This window comes from Photobacterium kishitanii (assembly GCF_000613045.3).
Classification (GTDB): Bacteria; Pseudomonadota; Gammaproteobacteria; order Enterobacterales; family Vibrionaceae; genus Photobacterium; species Photobacterium kishitanii.
In genome coordinates, this window is record NZ_LN794352.1 from 1,457,203 (window position 1) to 1,474,747 (window position 17,545).

At 38.1% G+C, this 17,545-nt stretch carries 13 protein-coding genes and 1 riboswitch; of the genes, 5 read left to right on the top strand and 8 right to left on the bottom strand.

Annotated features, from left to right (window positions below; translation table 11 throughout):
- Window positions 1-301 precede the first annotated feature (301 nt).
- Window positions 302-1,966, bottom strand: a complete 1,665-nt coding sequence (gene panP, locus PPBDW_RS06950; RefSeq protein ID WP_036794310.1) for a pyridoxal-dependent aspartate 1-decarboxylase PanP — start codon at window positions 1,964-1,966, stop codon at window positions 302-304.
- A gap of 160 nt (window positions 1,967-2,126) precedes the next feature.
- A complete protein-coding gene (locus PPBDW_RS06955; RefSeq protein WP_036794312.1) occupies window positions 2,127-3,119 on the bottom strand; it encodes a DUF2860 domain-containing protein in 993 nt (330 codons plus the stop codon).
- A 410-nt stretch (window positions 3,120-3,529) separates the two neighbouring features.
- On the opposite strand from PPBDW_RS06955, the gene PPBDW_RS06960 reads away from it, so the two are divergent.
- Entirely contained in the window at window positions 3,530-4,729 is a 1,200-nt protein-coding gene (locus PPBDW_RS06960; RefSeq protein ID WP_036794314.1) for a patatin-like phospholipase family protein, read from the top strand.
- A gap of 77 nt (window positions 4,730-4,806) precedes the next feature.
- Here PPBDW_RS06960 and PPBDW_RS06965 read toward each other — a convergent pair whose 3' ends face one another.
- The 5 genes from PPBDW_RS06965 to PPBDW_RS06985 all read right to left on the bottom strand — a co-directional run bounded on the left by PPBDW_RS06965 (window position 4,807) and on the right by PPBDW_RS06985 (window position 11,794).
- Window positions 4,807-7,218 (bottom strand): VolA/Pla-1 family phospholipase, encoded by a 2,412-nt coding sequence (locus PPBDW_RS06965; protein ID WP_036794316.1) that lies wholly within the window; start codon window positions 7,216-7,218, stop codon window positions 4,807-4,809.
- Window positions 7,219-7,252: 34 nt separating this feature from the next.
- Complete coding sequence (locus PPBDW_RS06970; protein ID WP_036794318.1) at window positions 7,253-8,482, bottom strand: outer membrane protein transport protein; 1,230 nt, start codon at window positions 8,480-8,482, stop codon at window positions 7,253-7,255.
- A gap of 352 nt (window positions 8,483-8,834) precedes the next feature.
- Complete coding sequence (locus PPBDW_RS06975; protein WP_036794320.1) at window positions 8,835-9,743, bottom strand: manganese-dependent inorganic pyrophosphatase; 909 nt, start codon at window positions 9,741-9,743, stop codon at window positions 8,835-8,837.
- Between the two features lie 248 nt (window positions 9,744-9,991).
- The gene (locus tag PPBDW_RS06980) at window positions 9,992-10,999 is read right to left on the bottom strand and encodes a GGGtGRT protein (RefSeq protein WP_036794322.1); all 1,008 of its coding nucleotides are present in this window, start codon (window positions 10,997-10,999) and stop codon (window positions 9,992-9,994) included.
- 102 nt (window positions 11,000-11,101) lie between these two features.
- On the bottom strand, window positions 11,102-11,794 hold the full coding sequence (locus tag PPBDW_RS06985) for an iron-sulfur cluster assembly scaffold protein (protein ID WP_036794324.1): 693 nt from the start codon (window positions 11,792-11,794) through the stop codon (window positions 11,102-11,104).
- 212 nt (window positions 11,795-12,006) lie between these two features.
- Window positions 12,007-12,081, bottom strand: a riboswitch (Fluoride riboswitch).
- 329 nt (window positions 12,082-12,410) lie between these two features.
- Here PPBDW_RS06985 and PPBDW_RS06990 point away from each other — a divergent pair.
- From PPBDW_RS06990 to emrD, 3 genes are all read left to right on the top strand, one after another.
- Window positions 12,411-13,688 (top strand): alpha/beta fold hydrolase, encoded by a 1,278-nt coding sequence (locus tag PPBDW_RS06990; RefSeq protein WP_036794325.1) that lies wholly within the window; start codon window positions 12,411-12,413, stop codon window positions 13,686-13,688.
- Window positions 13,689-13,949: 261 nt separating this feature from the next.
- Window positions 13,950-14,546, top strand: a complete 597-nt coding sequence (locus PPBDW_RS06995) for a GTP cyclohydrolase II (RefSeq protein ID WP_036794326.1) — start codon at window positions 13,950-13,952, stop codon at window positions 14,544-14,546.
- A 366-nt stretch (window positions 14,547-14,912) separates the two neighbouring features.
- On the top strand, window positions 14,913-16,094 hold the full coding sequence (gene emrD, locus PPBDW_RS07000; protein ID WP_201257815.1) for a multidrug efflux MFS transporter EmrD: 1,182 nt from the start codon (window positions 14,913-14,915) through the stop codon (window positions 16,092-16,094).
- 107 nt (window positions 16,095-16,201) lie between these two features.
- On the opposite strand, the gene PPBDW_RS07005 is transcribed toward emrD, so the two are convergent.
- Complete coding sequence (locus PPBDW_RS07005; protein ID WP_036794328.1) at window positions 16,202-16,528, bottom strand: HI1450 family dsDNA-mimic protein; 327 nt, start codon at window positions 16,526-16,528, stop codon at window positions 16,202-16,204.
- 214 nt (window positions 16,529-16,742) lie between these two features.
- Between PPBDW_RS07005 and PPBDW_RS07010 the strand changes: the two genes are divergently transcribed.
- Window positions 16,743-17,513 (top strand): hypothetical protein, encoded by a 771-nt coding sequence (locus PPBDW_RS07010; protein WP_036794329.1) that lies wholly within the window; start codon window positions 16,743-16,745, stop codon window positions 17,511-17,513.
- The last annotated feature ends 32 nt before the right edge of the window (window positions 17,514-17,545 follow it).

Genomic DNA, 17,545 nt, shown 5'->3' on the forward strand with positions numbered 1-17,545 from the left:
AATGGCATTGAAAAATGAAATCTTATGAACATGACTTTTGAGCAATATTCCCTTGAAAAATTTATTTTACTCAAAAGTCATGGTTTTGGTGTGTGATTGAGTGAATATTGAGAAGGGTAAACGGTATTATTTCATGGTGCTATTCATACTGTAATCATCCGCTGTTCATAGTTGAGTCGCGAGTTATTCATAAAATAGTCATATATTGAATACCGTTTACCATACAGTGAAACACTAAAAAAAAGGGGAAAAGTGCGAGATATCCTAAATATTCAAAAAATAACGTGTAGATATAAAGTCTTTATCTATCGTTTTTCGCTCTTTTTTCCGTAATTTTTTCAGTTAATTTCACTATTCTAGGCAGACTAATTGTGCTTTGTTGTGCAAGTTGCTGCTGCTCAATAAGCACATTTTCTAATATTTCAGTGGTTGTGAGCGGGTTTGCAAGTACGACACGAAAGACTGTGGTCGGCTTTCGTTGCCATTTTTCAGGTGTAATACGAGTCCGTGAGACAAATGATTTCCCTGATTCTCGTTGGCGTTTTTGGATAAATTGAGTGAGATCATTTAAGAGCTCCAATAAAATATCACGTTGCTCTGGCGTCGCTTGCTGTAATGCTTGTTGCGTACTGGCTGGCACGTAACGATAGGTAAGAAGACATAATTCGGGGCGGGTGACTAATTCAAAATCAGGATGTTGCTCAATACATTGTGCAAAGTAGTGTGCTTTTTCAATACTATTATTGATTAACAACTCATAGCCAGGGCGACTAATAATATTCATGCTAGCATAGAGCAACATTGCCATTCCGCTGCGTGAACCTTCAAGGGTATGACTACCTAAATCTTTTGAACCTTTACGAAGAATATATTCGGCATGATGTTCAATTGCTGTCATTAACTCTGGGTTTTTAAATATCACCATACCAGCGCCCATAGGAATATAGAGCTGTTTATGGGCATCAATGGTAATTGAATCTGCGCGTTCTATGCCTTTAAGTAAGTGACGGTATTTATTCGACATTAATGTCGCACCGCCCCAAGCGGCATCAACATGAAAATGACATTGATGTTCTGCTGCAATATCAGCAAGTTGATCGAGAGGGTCGATATTGCCAGTTTCTGTAGTACCTGCAATACCAATAATGGCAAATGGTTTGATATTTTTGCGGTTTAAATCTGCAAGAGTGGTTTGAAGTTCATCAAGATCGATACGGTTGTTATCATCAGTTTTAATTGCAATAAGGCTATCTCGGCCTATGCCTAAAACATCAGCGGCTTTCTTGAGTGAATAGTGGCCACGTTCTGAGACTAAAATAGCTAGATCATCATAGCCGTAGTGTTTCATCGCTCGCAGTAAACCTTGTTGACCTACGCCAGTAAAATCACCATCAGGCTGTAATGCAGCGTTACGAGCAACCCATAATGCCGTGATGTTAGCAATAGTACCGCCAGAACAAAAAGCACCTAAAGAATGGTCCGCACTGTGCATCCATTGTTGGTAGAAACTTTCATTTTGATTAAAGATTAACTTATGCAGCATCCCTAATACTTGGCGCTCAAGTGGTGTAAAAGCTTTTGAGGTTTCTATCTTGACCAGGTTTTGGTTCAAAGCAATCATGATTTTAGATAAAGGCATCATGAAATACGGTAGAGCAGAGGTCATATGACCAATAAATGTCGGTGCGGCGGTATGCACTGACTGAGCAACCAGTTTATTGAGTAAAAATTGAGTGTGCTCAGAAACAAAAGAGGGAACCTCAGGAATACCTGCATTAGAGAAATCTTTTTCAATTTCAGCTAGTGGCTTCTCTGTTGCTGCAATATGGGTTCGCAGAAATTCATTGAGGTTTTCTGAAAGTTCTTTTTCGATTAAACCTAATGTTGAATCCGGTGCTTCTGGTACAGTGAAAATGCGATGCAAGGATTCTAAAGATGCATCGGCAGTACGATTATTAGCCGCCATAATTTATTTAACGTTTCCATAACTTTGGCAAAGTGTAGTCAATCTAATCGATATTCTGGTCGATGTCTCGAATTATTTCGGCGTGGCTAAAATATAACCACCCGAAATACAACCTATTTGTTAATGACGAGCTAATCGAATAGATATTTATTACATTGTATTAGAATTTATAGTTTAAACCGGCACTTACTAAAACATCGCTACTATCATAGAAGTTTATATTTGATTGAGTTGAGCTATAGCCAATAAGAGAAACTAAGCCCCAGTTTTTCCAATTAAATGGTTGGCTATATTCATACGCTAAGAAAGCGCCAAACTTATTATCTTGTTGTTTTTTATTAAACACAGGGTTGGTTGAATCAAACAGCGCTTTTTTATAGCTTAATGTAAATGCGAGGCTAGATTGTGGTAATAACTGAATAATAGTCGCAGCAGCACCATAAATATTATTATTCATGGCGTTTCCATTCGCATCAATATTCGTAAAGTTAACGGCTGTGCGTAGCATTAAACTGCGACTAAAAGGTTGAACATAAGTTCCTTCAGTATAAAGAACATTAGCATTACGATTTAGAGAGGCACGTTCATTTGCTGTCAATTTAAGTAAAGGATCGTTGCCACTTTGTTCATGATCAACACTGAATTTACCGTAAGCTATTTGACCCGAAAAACGGGAACCACGAATATTATCGAGCTTAACACTAAAGGCATTAATGTTAGATTCTGTTTTACTGCGCTCTACGCCCTGAAGGTAAGGATCTTGCCATGTTTTTTGGCTTAAAATGCCAGGAATATAACTCAGTGTTAGCGTTGATGCATCAGCAAGCTTTTGTCGATAGCCCGCTTCAATGTGAAAGCGGCCGAGTGCAATATCTGAACGACTAGTACCAAAGTAGAGTTGTTTATTACCACTATTAAATGTGTAACTGAGGCTACCAATAGGAGCCACGAACATCTTATCTTGTTCATTACCATTATTGTTTAAGTTAGGTGTGGTGTGATTGTCAGTATTAAATTGTGAGTCTGATTTGTTGTAACCAACCATTAAAGAGATATCACCACCAATGCCAGGTGTCCAATCGACAGGTTTCGCTATTGCTGTCGTGGAAATCATAGTGGTAGCAATTAACCCTACAGTGAGTAATGGTTTCATTATTTTTCCTATAAAATAAGGTGTTTAGATCATATGAGTAATGCGGTATTTTATCGATGATGTATAGAGTGCACTTAAACAGCTAACGGTGTGATCATCTTTGTAATTATTGTAATTGATATTGATTTTCTTAACAATCTGACCATAGACTTAAGTTAACATAATAATAACATTTAAAGGTGGGTTTGTTATGAATATCGAATTGAAAATTGCATTAGTAATCGTAACGGTGACACTTTTTACTATAGCTAGTTATGGATTGGTTGCTCTACATGCATAGCAATTAAAGTAAGTAATATTGGATAATTATATTTTTCTAACATTATTTCCTATTAGTATCTACAAATTGTATATTCGACTCTCTAGATATATTAATGTATGTCAGTTTACATATTTAACAGGGAGGAGAAATGAATTATCTTCCATTTAGTTTACGTGATATCAAGGATAAATCTGTCGCTGATTTTTCCTCGTTGATACACGCAGCACCTCGTAAAAAAATTGCGCTAATTGTCCAAGGTGGCGGTCAGCGGGGTATTTTCTCTGCGGGTGTACTTGATAGTTTTCTCGCTCATCAGTTTGATCCGTTTGAATTGTATATTGGCACTTCTGCCGGGGCGCTTAATCTATCTTCTTTTATTAGTCGTCAACCTCGATTTGGTTATCATTTTATTCGTGATGTATCGATGGACGATAAGTTTTTTAATTTATATAAATACCTTAGCAAACAACAGCCGATGAACTTAGAGTGGGCATTACAACAAGTCTCACCATCAGGGCTATATCCGTTAGATGTTGTTACTGCACATAAAACATTAATTCATCGTACAGCACTCGCGTGTGCGACCCGTAAAGATACTCTTCAAGATTATTATTTACCAATGTACCAGCAAGATTGGCGTGAGGTGCTATTGGCAACTTGCGCTATTCCATTACTTTATAATCAACCGGTTAATATGAATGATTTACAATGGGTTGATGGTGGGGTCAGCGCTGCAATTCCTGTTAAAGAAGCATGGCGACGAGGAGCTGATTTAGTGGTGGTTATTCGTACTGAACCACTAGAGGCTAGTCGTGGCGATGAACGGGGTATTTTTGATGATTGGCGCGCAAATGTTGAAACGCAATTACCTTATTATATTGATAAGTTAAGTTTGAATGAGTCAGTTGATAAAATTAAAAATATTCATCAAGAATTGAGCCAACGATTTGAACAATGGCGACAGCACTATTGGGAAGATAAAGACAGTAATGAAGAAAACGCTGTTATTAAAAGTAAAGTTTTAACTAGAAAGAGTTGGTTTTCGCAGTTAAATGTCGAACGGCTATTAGAATTGACAGGGCAGGGGACGAACTCTGAAATATTAGAAATGTTAGCGCGTTATCATCGTACATATCGAGACGTAAATGATTTTTTAGTTAATCCGCCGCTAGGGTTACAAGTGATTCAAATTGCGCCAGAGAAAACGTTAAACAGTAGTGCTTTATTAAGTAGTTATGAAGATTTAGAGCTTGATTATCGGCAAGGAAAACAGATTGGCGAACAGTTTGTGCGATCTTTTTCTCAGATATTAAATCAAAAAACCAGTCTAATGCAGCATTTACGATAGTCAGGGAATAAAAAAGCCTTGATAACCAGAATGATATGTACACTCATAAGATTATCAAGGCTGTTTATAATATTAGATTATCTATTTAAAAAATCAGCCATATCACTTTGCATTTTGGTTGTAGTTGTTTGTGAAATAGTTGGATCTAATAATGATGTATGGCTTCCTGGTGTATATACCTTCCAACCCTTATTTATATTACTTGAGGTTAAATCTAATTGTTTAATTAGAGGCTCAGTACCAGTGAAAGGTGAATAAGGTGAGTTATTAGGAGCACTAATATTTGGAATAGTACTGTCACCTTCAACCATCTGTACCAATACAGGTACTGATGCTGGAATGCCTTTAGCAAGGTTAATTGGATCGACTGGATCCATTACTGTTTGAGCGGCATAAGCAAATTTAACGTAAGTCTCAGTCCATTTAGCGAATAAACTCGAATTATTTTCTTTAATCGTTGGAATGTTATCAACGTAGCATTTATTTAAATCTTTGTGTTTATCGTCTTGAGCGATATAACAAATATTCAAAGCTTGTAAAAATTTACCAGTTTCAATTACTTCAGGTGTAATTTCTGTTGGATTAGATACGGTGCTTTGTAAAACCCCTGCTTTTAGAAGACCACCAAAACTACCTGAGTTTAATAGTAGGTAAGGGATCTCTGCGCCTGGGTTGGCTAATGCTAATTTGTTAATTGCAAAGTATTGTTTATCAAATGCTGGGTTCATTGTCGGACGGTTAGCAATATTACCGACATTGGTACCAACAATTGCACCTAAGGAATGACCTGCAAAACTAACGCCGTTATTAGGATTTAACATCTCTAACGGTGAAACAGTGTGTGGATCTTGGTTATTTTGTTGTTGAATATGAGCAAACAATGAGCCAATAGAAGCACGTAGGTTAACCACATCAATAGTACTTTGGCGTAAGTTATCTCGTGCAACGGTTAAGTTTTCAAGATTTAAGTACATTGATGGATCGATTGCGGCATTTTTATAGTGACTATTACCCTCACTATCGATGGTATGAATACCACGATCTTCACCGTGTAATGGTTGGTTGATGGCAAAGATTGCACGGCATTGATTACCAATTAACGTTTCAGCTAAAGACGGTAAACCATCACTGTGTGCTGTTAATACGCTTTTATCCGAAGTAATACCGTGTTGGAAGATAGTGACATCGTTAGCACCTAGCGTTTGGCATTTTTTATTACTTGGTAGTACTAAAGTATAATCAATGGTTTGTACTGATTTTAGTTCAGGAACAGCACTGTAACGAGTGATCAAACGCTCAGGATCCAGTTGGTTACCATTGGCTAAATACAGTGTTTTACCCATTAACTTGGTTAATACTTCAACTTGTGTTTGTGGGTTAGTCGCCACTTGCGCCATGTCTTGTAGTGATACATTAGCAGCTGCTAATTGATTTAAAATAGTGGCTTTATCTGCATTACTGCCATTACTTAACACATATTTAATCTTTGCAAGGCTCGGCATACCACTTTGCCAAGGGGTGTTCATAAACTTGTTTGGTCGAATATCTAAGTAATAAGGTAGAGAAAGTGTTCCGTGGTAGATACGGACATTACTTTTACCATTAACTTTATTCGTGTCCTCAATTTCTATAGGTTGAGAGAAGGTAAATAGTTTATCGAGTTGCTCTTGAGTAATTGTGTTTGCAATTGCAGAGCCTTGCCATACGTTTTTAGCCCCAAAACTAATCGCTTCTTCGGTTGCCATCTTGGCGGCAAATAGCACATCACCAGACGATAACGTTGTAAACCATGATGAGAAGATGATATCGCGTTTTTCCACAATACCGTGGAAAGCTTCTTCAGTCGCATGGGTGATTTTTTGTGCCGGTAATAATGCCGGTGCTGGTGGCAGATTATCTGACTTTAATAATGCGTATGAGTTACTCATACCTACTGCTTGACCATTGACATCTTTTAGATCGTCAGTCACCGCAAACATATAGTTACTAGCAGGATCTAATGGTTTAAGCAGGATCACAATTAAACTGTGACCAGAGACTTGAAGAGTAAAATCTCTATTTTCCTGAGATAATAGAGTTGGCTTTGTTGTATCGTCAGGGTTAGTTGGATCACCTGATTTAATTAAATAAAAGCTATTTGCTGCGGTTGTAGAATCGAGATCTTTACCCGTGAAATTAATGGTGATCGGCTGGGTTGTACTCCAACCATCAGTTTGTCCCATAGCAACTAATGGATCTGAGGTATTGGTTTTATCTTGTGCCATTGTTTCAGTTGCAAGGGTGCCATCTTGCGGATCCATTGCTAAATATGTCGGTAATATTAGCTTTTTATTTTTTGATAGTAGGTCAAAGTTAACTTTTGTTTCTGCTTTCAAACTTGTAGCTGTATTGGGATCAATCGGCGACTGATTGTCTAAGCTGCTATTACCTTTACATGCAATTAAACTTAGCGCAGAGGTGACTAATAATGCGATAGAACGTATTTTCATTGTGTTTCCTAATGATTTTATAGTTTATTTCGCATTAAAAGCGGTAATTAATTTGTGCGGCAGCAAGGTAGGCTTTACCTGATGAAGTAAAGTGATCATTTTCACCCACTGGTGTTTGTTCAACAAAATCTGTTTTCTTACTATGGATATACGATACACCTACATCAACGGATAGCGCTGAGTTGTAATGGTAGGTCGCACCTGCTGAATACCAATAACGATTCGTATCGGGAATGCTTAGCGTTGCTTGTCCTGCATTTTGATCAATAGCGAAACCATAACGCAGTGTCCACGTCGGATTTAGAGTATATGTTGTACCTACAGCCCAGCGATAAGTATCTTTGAAGTTTTCTTTTTTAACAAAACAAGTACCTGTTGCACACTGAGAACTTGTTGCTCTAATTTCTTTGAATTTGTTGTATTGAGTCCATTGCAGGCTATAGCTAATTGCCCATTGTGGGTTTAGCTGATGGAAACCTGAAAATTCAGCAATAGCAGGAAGAGGCAGGGCAAGGCTTGCTGAAACAGTTTCATTTGGTTTGGATGTTGCTTGACCCAAGTAGTCAGTAAAGTGGCCATTAAAATTGAGGTCTACTTGTGAACGGTAGCTTAATCCAAAACGGTTGTTATTATCGAGTTCATATAACGCGCCAATATTCCAACCCCAGCCCCAACTTGTGCCTTTCATATCGATAAGGTTATGGCTTGGTGCTGCGTAAGCTAAAGAGCCTAAACGGCGGTTAAACTCTGCGGTACCATAAACAAGACTAACACCACCACCAATACTTAGTTGTGGCGAAATACGGTAAGCGATATTTGGATTAAAGTTAATTGTTTCAAGTGATGTCTTACCAGCTAAGCTACCAGCTTGCATCGCTTTCGGGTAATCGGTACTTACGCCATAGTTACTAAAAAGCGCTAGACCAACGGCAGTTTTATCATTGATAGGCTGAATGTAATAACTAGCAGGTACAATGCTGATTGGCGCAATGTCTTTTGCTGTTTCACCATGAGTATGGTCATTAATGCTAATCGATGGATTAATAACACTCACCACACCAGAAATTTCAGCATGCTTAAAGAGTGTCATTGCTGCGGGGTTACGTGCTAGTACGGCTGCAGTATCTGCTACTGCTGCATCACCTGCATATGCTCGACCAAGACCAGCGGCAGAATGTTCCGATACTTGGTACCCAGCAGCTTGAGCTTGGCTCGAAAGTACTGCTGTAATAACTAAGGCGATATATTTTTTATTAATGGACATTATACTGTCTCTCTATAATTTCGAATAGCTTCTTGCTGTTTCACCCTTCAAGGAAGGCAGGATTTTTAAGAGAGGGGAGTATAGTTATACCTCAAGAGAATAATAAGCAAAGATAGATAAATATCACAATAAAAGAGTTTGTTCGCTTAAACTTTGTTCATATTGGTGCTTAATAGATAGCTTTTGATTGATAAAATAATTAAAGCATTTACTCTAATATCGATATTTTAAGCCATGATGTTTTACTTTTTAGGCGGAGTTAGCCGTATTTTATCTAAGATAGATCGTAAATTTGGCTCAAAAAAAAGGCCCTTTAAAAGGACCTTTTATAATCAATAATCGTGGTGATTATTTAGTTAGCAAGTACTGTTTGTAGCCAAGGCCAGCCTTGCTTTTTACGGCTTAGGGTATTTTCCATCATTAATACACCGTCAGTAGCGTGTGTATCAAGAATGTGGTTCCAATCACCAGTGTAAAGTAGACGCGTAGTGCTTGTTGTAATATCTGTTAGCATCAATGCAGCCATACCTAGACCATCTTCGTCACAACGACGTTGAAGATCAGCTTGAAGCTCTTCAATCATGCTATCAACTTGCTCAAGAGTCGCAAGTTCGATTTGACCAACAACAACATCACGGTTGTTGAAAGGGTAACCTTTAAGGTCTTTTTCAACAAGTTGTGCTGCAGTTAGACCTTTGATATCAGTCTTCGCGATTAGTAGTGCTTTGATGAATGCTTCTAGATCTTGTACATCAGCAATTTGAGCAAGCTCGTGTACTGCGTCTTTATCTTTTTGTGTGCAAGTCGGAGATGCAAAACCTACTGTATCAGACAGGATAGCTGACATCATAAGAACCGCTAGTTCACGTGTGATTTCGTGACCTTCGATCTTAAATAAGTTGAATAGAACAGTACAAGTACAACCTACAGGCCAGATCCAAGCTTCCATTGGGTTAATTGTCATCACATCACCTAGACGGTGGTGATCAACAATACCTACAACTTCTGCTTCAGCTAGATCATCAGGTGCTTGAGCAAGATCTGAGTAATCCACTAACCATACTTTCTCACCCGCAACGCTTGTGCGTAGCTCAGGAGCTGTAACGCCAGCTAGCTCAAGGATGTGTAGAGTTTCACGGTTCATTTCGCCTTGACGAATTGCTGTCGCTTCAAGACCACGAGCTTTAAGAAAAGCTGTACACACTAGTGCAGAACAAATGCTGTCACTATCTGGGTTTTTGTGCCCTACAACTTGGATCATGATATTTCCTTTACTTTATCTGTAACAGCGTGTGCTGTGTAACATATATAAGACTAACTTGATTCTTTACTGATTATACCTTGAAGACAGACTGTTTTATAGGGATAAGCGTGATCAAGAACTTGGGATGGGGGATGATTCTAGAGTATTTTGCAGAAATAACAATTGTGACAAACAAATAAAGGCGCGAGTGTCTAATCTCGCGCCTTTTTCGTTATTTGAAGATAAACTTTTTAAGTCTACTGAGCTTATTTAGCTTTAGCAGCTTGCTCAATAGCAACAGCAACAGCAACAGTTGCACCAACCATTGGGTTGTTACCCATACCAATAAGACCCATCATTTCAACGTGAGCTGGTACAGATGAAGAACCTGCAAATTGAGCATCAGAGTGCATACGACCCATAGTATCAGTAAGACCGTAAGAAGCTGGACCTGCAGCAACGTTATCAGGGTGAAGAGTACGACCAGTACCACCGCCTGATGCTACAGAGAAGTAAGCTTGGCCTGCTTCTAGACGTTCTTTTTTGTATGTACCAGCAACTGGGTGTTGGAAACGTGTTGGGTTAGTTGAGTTACCTGTAATTGAGATATCAACGTTTTCACGGTGCATAATAGCAACACCTTCACGTACATCATCAGAACCGTAACAGTTAATGTCACCACGTTGTGTTTTAGAGAAACGACGCTCAGAAACAACGTTTAGTTCGCCAGTTACGTAATCGAATTTAGTTTCAACGTAGTTAAAGCCGTTGATACGAGCGATTAGGTATGCAGCATCTTTACCAAGACCGTTAAGAATAACGCGTAGTGGATTAGTACGTACTTTGTTAGCGTTTAGAGCAATTTTGATTGCGCCTTCAGCTGCTGCAAATGATTCGTGACCAGCAAGGAATGCGAAACATTGAGTTTCATTGCTTAGTAGACGAGCGCCTAGGCGACCGTGACCAAGACCTACTTGACGTTGGTCAGCAACAGAACCAGGAATACAGAAAGCTTGTAGACCTTGACCTAGGTATTCAGCAGCATCAGCAGCTGTTTTTGCGCCTTCTTTAAGTGCAATAGCTGTACCTAAAACATAAGCCCAAGATGCGTTTTCAAACGCGATAGGTTGAGTTTCTTTAACGATATTGTATGCATCAACACCATTTTCGTTACAGAAATCACGTGCTTCTTCTAGTGAAGCGAAACCGTATTGTTCTAGTACTGGAGTAATTTTTGCAATACGACGATCAAAACTTTCAAATAATGCAGCCATGATGGAGTTTCCTCTAATTCGGTAAAATCAATTTCAGTGACGCTGTAACTCTAAAGAAGTTAAAATAAATGCGTCATTTACTTGTGTGATATAGGTCTATGATTACTCGTGACGAGGATCGATAGTACGAGCGGCTTCATCAAAGCGACCGTATTGACCAGTAGCTTGTTCCATAGCTTCAGCAGCAGGAACGCCTTTACCGATAGATTCCATCATCTTACCTACGTTTACAAAACGGTAGCCGATGATTTCTTCGTTGTCATCTAATGCAATTTTAGTTACGTAACCTTCAGCCATCTCCATGTAACGAGGGCCTTTTTCACGTGTACCGTAATGTGTACCTACTTGGCTACGTAAACCTTTACCTAGATCTTCAAGACCAGCACCGATTGGTAGGCCGTCTAAAGAGAATGCAGTTTGAGTACGGCCGTAAACGTACTGTAGGAAGATTTCACGCATTGCAACGTTGATAGCATCACACACAAGGTCAGTGTTTAGTGCTTCAAGGATTGTTTTACCAGTGATGATTTCTGAAGCCATTGCTGCAGAGTGAGTCATACCAGAACAACCGATAGTCTCGATTAGTGCTTCTTCGATGATGCCGTTTTTAACGTTAAGAGTTAATTTTGCTGCGCCTTGTTGTGGTGCACAAGCACCAACACCGTGGCTTACACCAGAAATAGCAATAACATCTTTAGGGCTAACCCAGCGACCTTCTACTGGAATTGGCGCTGACTCGTGTTGTGGACCACGAGAGATAGGACACATGTTTTGAACTTCACTTGAGTATTGCATTGCTCTGCCTCATAGACACCGCAGTATAAGCAATAAGATAATACAAAATGTATGCATTAGCGTATTACTGTTAGCAGTGTAGAATTGATAATTCGTTATCGTGCAGATAATAAGAAGAGGACTTTTATACGTTAACAACGTGACGTGTTTGAAAACGAATATCGTTAGGTATTCAATAGAAATTAACACGGTCCTCGACTATTAAAAGCCGAATGTTGTCAGACGTCATTATCCTTAAAGAAATTCGATAAGGCGGTTAAAGGAGGAACATCATCTCCCGCTATAAAGCTTATTATTAAAGCTATCATTTATAGCAACAAAATTGATTTTACTGTCTATTTTGTTAATGGAATAAATATACGCTTTTTTTTGTATCCAAGGTTATTTAATTTTTGGAAAAAAGATTTCAAATATGAAATCATTAACTGATAATTATTCTTATTAGTGTTTATGTATTTTAGGTGTGAATTAAAATATATATCATTTTGATATTTAAGGTTTTTTATTTTTTACGATACATATTTTAAAATACATATAAGGATATTTAGTTTGAATGTATTATTATTTAACCAACATTAAATGATAATTGTTTTTATTACGTCATTGGAGAATACCATTGCAAGACTTTATTTATAGTGATGAACTTTGTTTTCGAAATATAAATATTAATGTCCCGGTTAATTATGAACAAATAAGCGACGGTTCATTAGTAATTTATGCTCGAGAAGTAGTACATAAATTAAACATAGATAAAAATTTACCTTGGTTAGTTTATTTACAAGGAGGTCCAGGTTTTGCGGCACCACGACCAGAAGCGAATAGTGGCTGGTTAAAAACGGCATTAAAATATTATCGTGTGTTATTACTTGATCAACGTGGTACCGGAGCAAGTAGTGCTATTTCTCATCAAACTTTAGCGACTAAATCCTTCCAGCAGCAAGCTGAGTATTTAACCCATTTTCGCGCTGATAATATTGTTCGGGATGCTGAGCAATTACGTCAACATCTTGGTATTAAGCAGTGGGCGTTACTTGGACAAAGTTTTGGTGGTTTCTGCGCATTACATTACTTGTCTTTTTATCCGCAAAGCTTATCTCGTGTCTTTATTACTGGCGGTATACCATCAATAACTGCAACTGCAGATGAAGTGTATCAAGCAACGTATAAAAGAGTTGCAGATAAGAATAAGGCATTCTTTAAGCGTTTTGCTGGCGCTCAACAACAATGTAATGCCATTGCTGAGTATCTTTCAAATAATCAAACTTATTTGCCGAATGGACAATTATTTACGGTTGAGCAATTTCAAACATGGGGCATAACCTTAGGTGGCGCTGGCGGTGACTTAGCGATGTATTATGCCTTAGAGAGCGCTTTTGTGGATGTCGAAGGGCAGCAACGACTGAGCTATACTTTTCTTAACACTATGCTGAATCAACAAAGCTATCAGACCAACCCTATTTATGCCATTTTGCATGAAGCTATTTATTGCCAGCAGCAGGCATCTGATTGGTCAGCTGAACGAGTGCGTCATCAATATCCTCAGTACCAATATCAAACGGGTAAAGACTTGAGTTTTACGGGTGAAATGGTTTATCCGTGGATGTTTGATCAAATGACATGTCTACAACCATTACGAGAAGCCGCACATTTATTGGCGCAAAAAAATGATTGGCCGCAATTATATTGTGCACAACAGTTAGCCAATAATACTGTACCTGTTGCTGCCGCAGTGTATGTTGAAGATATGTATGTTGAGTATCGTTATAGTTGCGAAACATTGGCCTTATTGACTAACACTAAGTCATGGCAAACCAATCAATATGAACATAATGGTTTACGTGTTGATGGTGAACATATTCTAGAGCAGCTTATTGCGCTAGCCGATAATATCTAGGCATAGATTTAAAGCGAATGGATAAAGATGTATTTATTTTATCATTTATACCAAAAATCCGGTTTATCGTTACAAAATGTTATAATATAACATTTATATTTGTGGCACTAAGTGGTAATGTAACGCATTCAAAATAGATGTGGATCAATGATCCTAATTGATTTTTGATATAGTTGTTGTTGGTACCCTAATTTCGGTATTATTTAGTCATAATCAAATGCCCCTCTACGGCAGGGACATGAAGAAGTGCTTAGGAAGAATATGGTAAATGTTAGGGCAAGAGTGCCTTTTAAAGTAGGTCTTAACAGCAATATCCCAGCTGAATTGCTTTCATTCAATGGTCTTGAATCAGGTAAAGAGCACGTTGCTATTATTTTTCAAGGTGCAGACAAAACGTTAGCACCTTTAGTCCGTATGCATTCTGAATGTTTAACGGGTGATGTGTTTCATTCTTCGCGTTGTGATTGCGGTGAGCAGCTTGATGAAACAATTGAAAAAATGGGTAATGTCGGCGGTATTATTCTTTATTTACGCCAAGAAGGGCGTGGCATTGGTTTGTATAACAAAATCGATGCCTATGAATTGCAGAGCCAAGGTATGAATACCTATGAAGCTAATAATCATCTTGGCTTTGGTGATGATTTGCGTGAGTTCTCTGAAGCAGCCCAAATGTTAAATGCATTAGGGGTTAATGAAATACGTTTAGTAACAAATAATCCTAAAAAGATTTGTGATTTAGAAGAGCATGGCATCAATATTGTTGAAGTTGTTGGTACTAAAGCACACGTTAAAGATGGCAATGAAAGTTATTTGAAAATAAAGGCCTCACACGGTAAACATCGCCTAAAGTTTGACTAATATTTATAAAATCAAACAGCCCCATAGTATTTTCTTGTAAATTGAAAGTATTACGGGGCTTTTTTTATACAAAAAATGAGGTTAAATTCTCGTATTTTGTTGGCATTAGTTTTTCTAATGTAATTCATAATAAACTATCGTGCTGTATGTACAAGATTCACTTGTTAGTTATTAACCAGAATATTACTATTTGCGCTGATTTACAGGCATAGATACTATTTAAACGAACAAGCTTCGTCTTCGATAGCAGAGATACTCTATTCTATTTTTTCTTCTTCTTTAATATGTTGATTATTAATAATTAACTAACAATATTAATCTTTTTTGAGGGTGATGGTTGTGATTAAGCAATCTTCGGCTAGTAACATGAGTAAGTTATTATTATTGCTCATTATTTTGGTTGCTGTTGGGCAGATGACACAGACAATGTATGTGCCAGCGATTCCTGATATGGCAACATTTTTCTCTGTTAAATCCGCGTATTTACAAGCAGTAATGGCTGTATACCTTATTCCTTATGGGTTATCACAGTTTATTTATGGTCCATTATCTGATCGTATTGGGCGTCGCCCAGTGATTATTTCTGGGATGGTGATCTTTCTTATTGGTACTGTTGGTACCTTAATTTCATCAAATTTCCATTGGTTCCTGTTCGCGACGTTTATTCAAGGTTGTGGTACTGGTTGTAGTGGCGCAATGTGTCGTACTGTACCTCGTGATAGTTATGACGGTGATGATTTACACCAAGCTAATAGTTTAATTAGTATGGGTGTGATTTTATCTCCACTTATTGCACCTGTTTTGGGTGGTTACCTTTCTAAACATTTGGGTTGGGAATCGGTTTACGGATTTCTATTAGTGTTTGGTGCCGCGGTAACTGTTGCGATGATGAAATACTTTAGCGAAACATTGCCACCAGAAAAACGCCATGCTGAACGTGTATTAGTGAGTTACCGTTATGTATTAGGTAATCGCCGTTTCCAAGGCTATGTTATTTGCCTTATCGCAACATTTGCTGGTATTGCAGTGTTTGAAGCATCGGCAGGGGTGTTATTAGGTAGTGTGCTTAAACTTGATCCGATTACGGTTAGTTGGCTGTTTATTTTACCCTTACCAGGTTATTTAGGTGGGGCATGGTTATCTGGTCGTTTAGTACGTCGTTTAGGTGTTGATCGAGTGCTGATTATCGGCATGATTGCACTGGTACTTGGTGCCGTGACGATTATTATACCGGGTTTTGCTGGCTTAGTTACAATTAAGAGTTTGATTGGCGGTGCATTTTTGTACTTTATTGGTACAGGTATGTTGTGTCCAGTTGCAACGACAGCAGCAGTGCAACCATTTCCTAATCATGCAGGAACGGCAGGGGCTGTACTTGGCGGTTTGCAAAATGTCGGTGCTGGAGCTGCAACATTAGCAGCATCATTTATGAGCGCGCAAAGCCAATTTAGCCTAGGCGTCGTTATGACGGTGATGGCAATTATCGTGGTGATGAGTCTATGGTGGATCCGTTATAGTAAGCAAGATACAACCATTCTTGCTCGTTAATAGTACTTATTGTTCATTATAAGATTAGATAAATAAAAGGCGCAGGATACGACTCTTTTTTCGTTGAGAGTTATATCTAGCGCCTTTTTTATATGGCGCGTATGGACTTAGTCACGCTTCCATAAGATATGACAGCCTTTATTTTCAGGATCACGGCTGATTAGTAAACGAGCGAAAACATCATCAAGTTCGTCATTTTCTTCATTCACAAGACCAACACACACTTCCGCGTAAAGATCTTTATCAATCTCACAAGCTAGATGCTCTTCCCAATCATCGCGAGTTTCAACAACTTCTGCAGCGCCGCGATCGTCAAATTGCATGGTGAAAAGAAGTACATCAGCAGGTTCTAAGTTATCTGCTGCCATTTCTAGAAAAATATCGTATGCAACGTCAATAACATCATCGTATGAAATAAGGTTTTCTGTTTCCATGATACTGATTGATCTCTATCTATGTTTAGTAGTGTTATTATACCGAAACACTTCAAATATGCGATGTTTAGCAATAATCGTTAGCTTTGCTGATGGAATTGACGCTTAAAGTCGATATGGTTTGGTGATATTAGTATTTATTCGGTAAATTAATGACCATGATTAGCAATAAAGTGTCATTAATATTTGTTGGTTGATGTAATGAGTATGGTTTGTGGCTAAATTTTTACCTCGTTTGGATAATCAAACATCTTTTCAATTAGATTTCATGCCATTGATTATGGCTACTGTTATGGATTTACAATCCCAATTAACGGTATTACATAGTATTTATCTTAATGGCAGTGTTGCCTATAGACAGGCAACGAATGGTATTTCTGATCTGAACCTTACTGTGGTGATAACAGCCCCGTTGACAGTTGAAGAACAGCACCGAATGACTGTTATATGCCAAGATTTAAAACGTCGGTATCCTGTTATTTCAAATGTTGATATTACGTGGCTATTACTTGATGACGTACTTTCTATTGCCACTATTTTTAAGTGGGGCTTTTGGCTTAAGCATTGTAGTGTGTGTTTGTACGGGACTAATCTTAGTGAACAATTTGGTGATTTTGAACCCTGTTGGGAAATTGCTAAACTATTTAATGATGATATAGCCTCTTTTTTAATATATATGCAGCAACAAATTAAGCGCACTAAAAGCATGATTGAGTATCAAGGTTATTGCCGTAGTGCTGGTAAAAAAATGCTCAGAAGTTGTTTTATGCTAGTCGCGTGCCGTATTGATGGCTGGGCATATACAGATCAACAATGTGCTGATTTCTTTCTAGCGTTCTATCCAGATAAAGCCACTGAGATTGAACGACTATTTGTGCTAATTAATGGTCCACAAGTACCTAAGAAAGCATCGTTGTTTATGCTATCGCAATTTGGTGACTGGATTGTAAATGAGTTTAATAATATCGAACGAAAAATTGGTTAACGCCGTTATTGTCGTATCAAGATCAGATTGAG

Coding starts and splice junctions, on each gene's coding strand:
- PPBDW_RS06985 (WP_036794324.1), bottom strand. CDS start 11,794: ATGCAATACTCAAGTGAAGTTCAAAACATGTGTCCTATCTCTCGTGGT.
- PPBDW_RS06955 (WP_036794312.1), bottom strand. CDS start 3,119: ATGAAACCATTACTCACTGTAGGGTTAATTGCTACCACTATGATTTCC.
- emrD (WP_201257815.1), top strand. CDS start 14,913: ATGAGTAAGTTATTATTATTGCTCATTATTTTGGTTGCTGTTGGGCAG.
- panP (WP_036794310.1), bottom strand. CDS start 1,966: ATGGCGGCTAATAATCGTACTGCCGATGCATCTTTAGAATCCTTGCAT.
- PPBDW_RS06980 (WP_036794322.1), bottom strand. CDS start 10,999: ATGGCTGCATTATTTGAAAGTTTTGATCGTCGTATTGCAAAAATTACT.
- PPBDW_RS06975 (WP_036794320.1), bottom strand. CDS start 9,743: ATGATCCAAGTTGTAGGGCACAAAAACCCAGATAGTGACAGCATTTGT.
- PPBDW_RS06995 (WP_036794326.1), top strand. CDS start 13,950: ATGGTAAATGTTAGGGCAAGAGTGCCTTTTAAAGTAGGTCTTAACAGC.
- PPBDW_RS06970 (WP_036794318.1), bottom strand. CDS start 8,482: ATGTCCATTAATAAAAAATATATCGCCTTAGTTATTACAGCAGTACTT.
- PPBDW_RS07005 (WP_036794328.1), bottom strand. CDS start 16,528: ATGGAAACAGAAAACCTTATTTCATACGATGATGTTATTGACGTTGCA.
- PPBDW_RS06960 (WP_036794314.1), top strand. CDS start 3,530: ATGAATTATCTTCCATTTAGTTTACGTGATATCAAGGATAAATCTGTC.
- PPBDW_RS06965 (WP_036794316.1), bottom strand. CDS start 7,218: ATGAAAATACGTTCTATCGCATTATTAGTCACCTCTGCGCTAAGTTTA.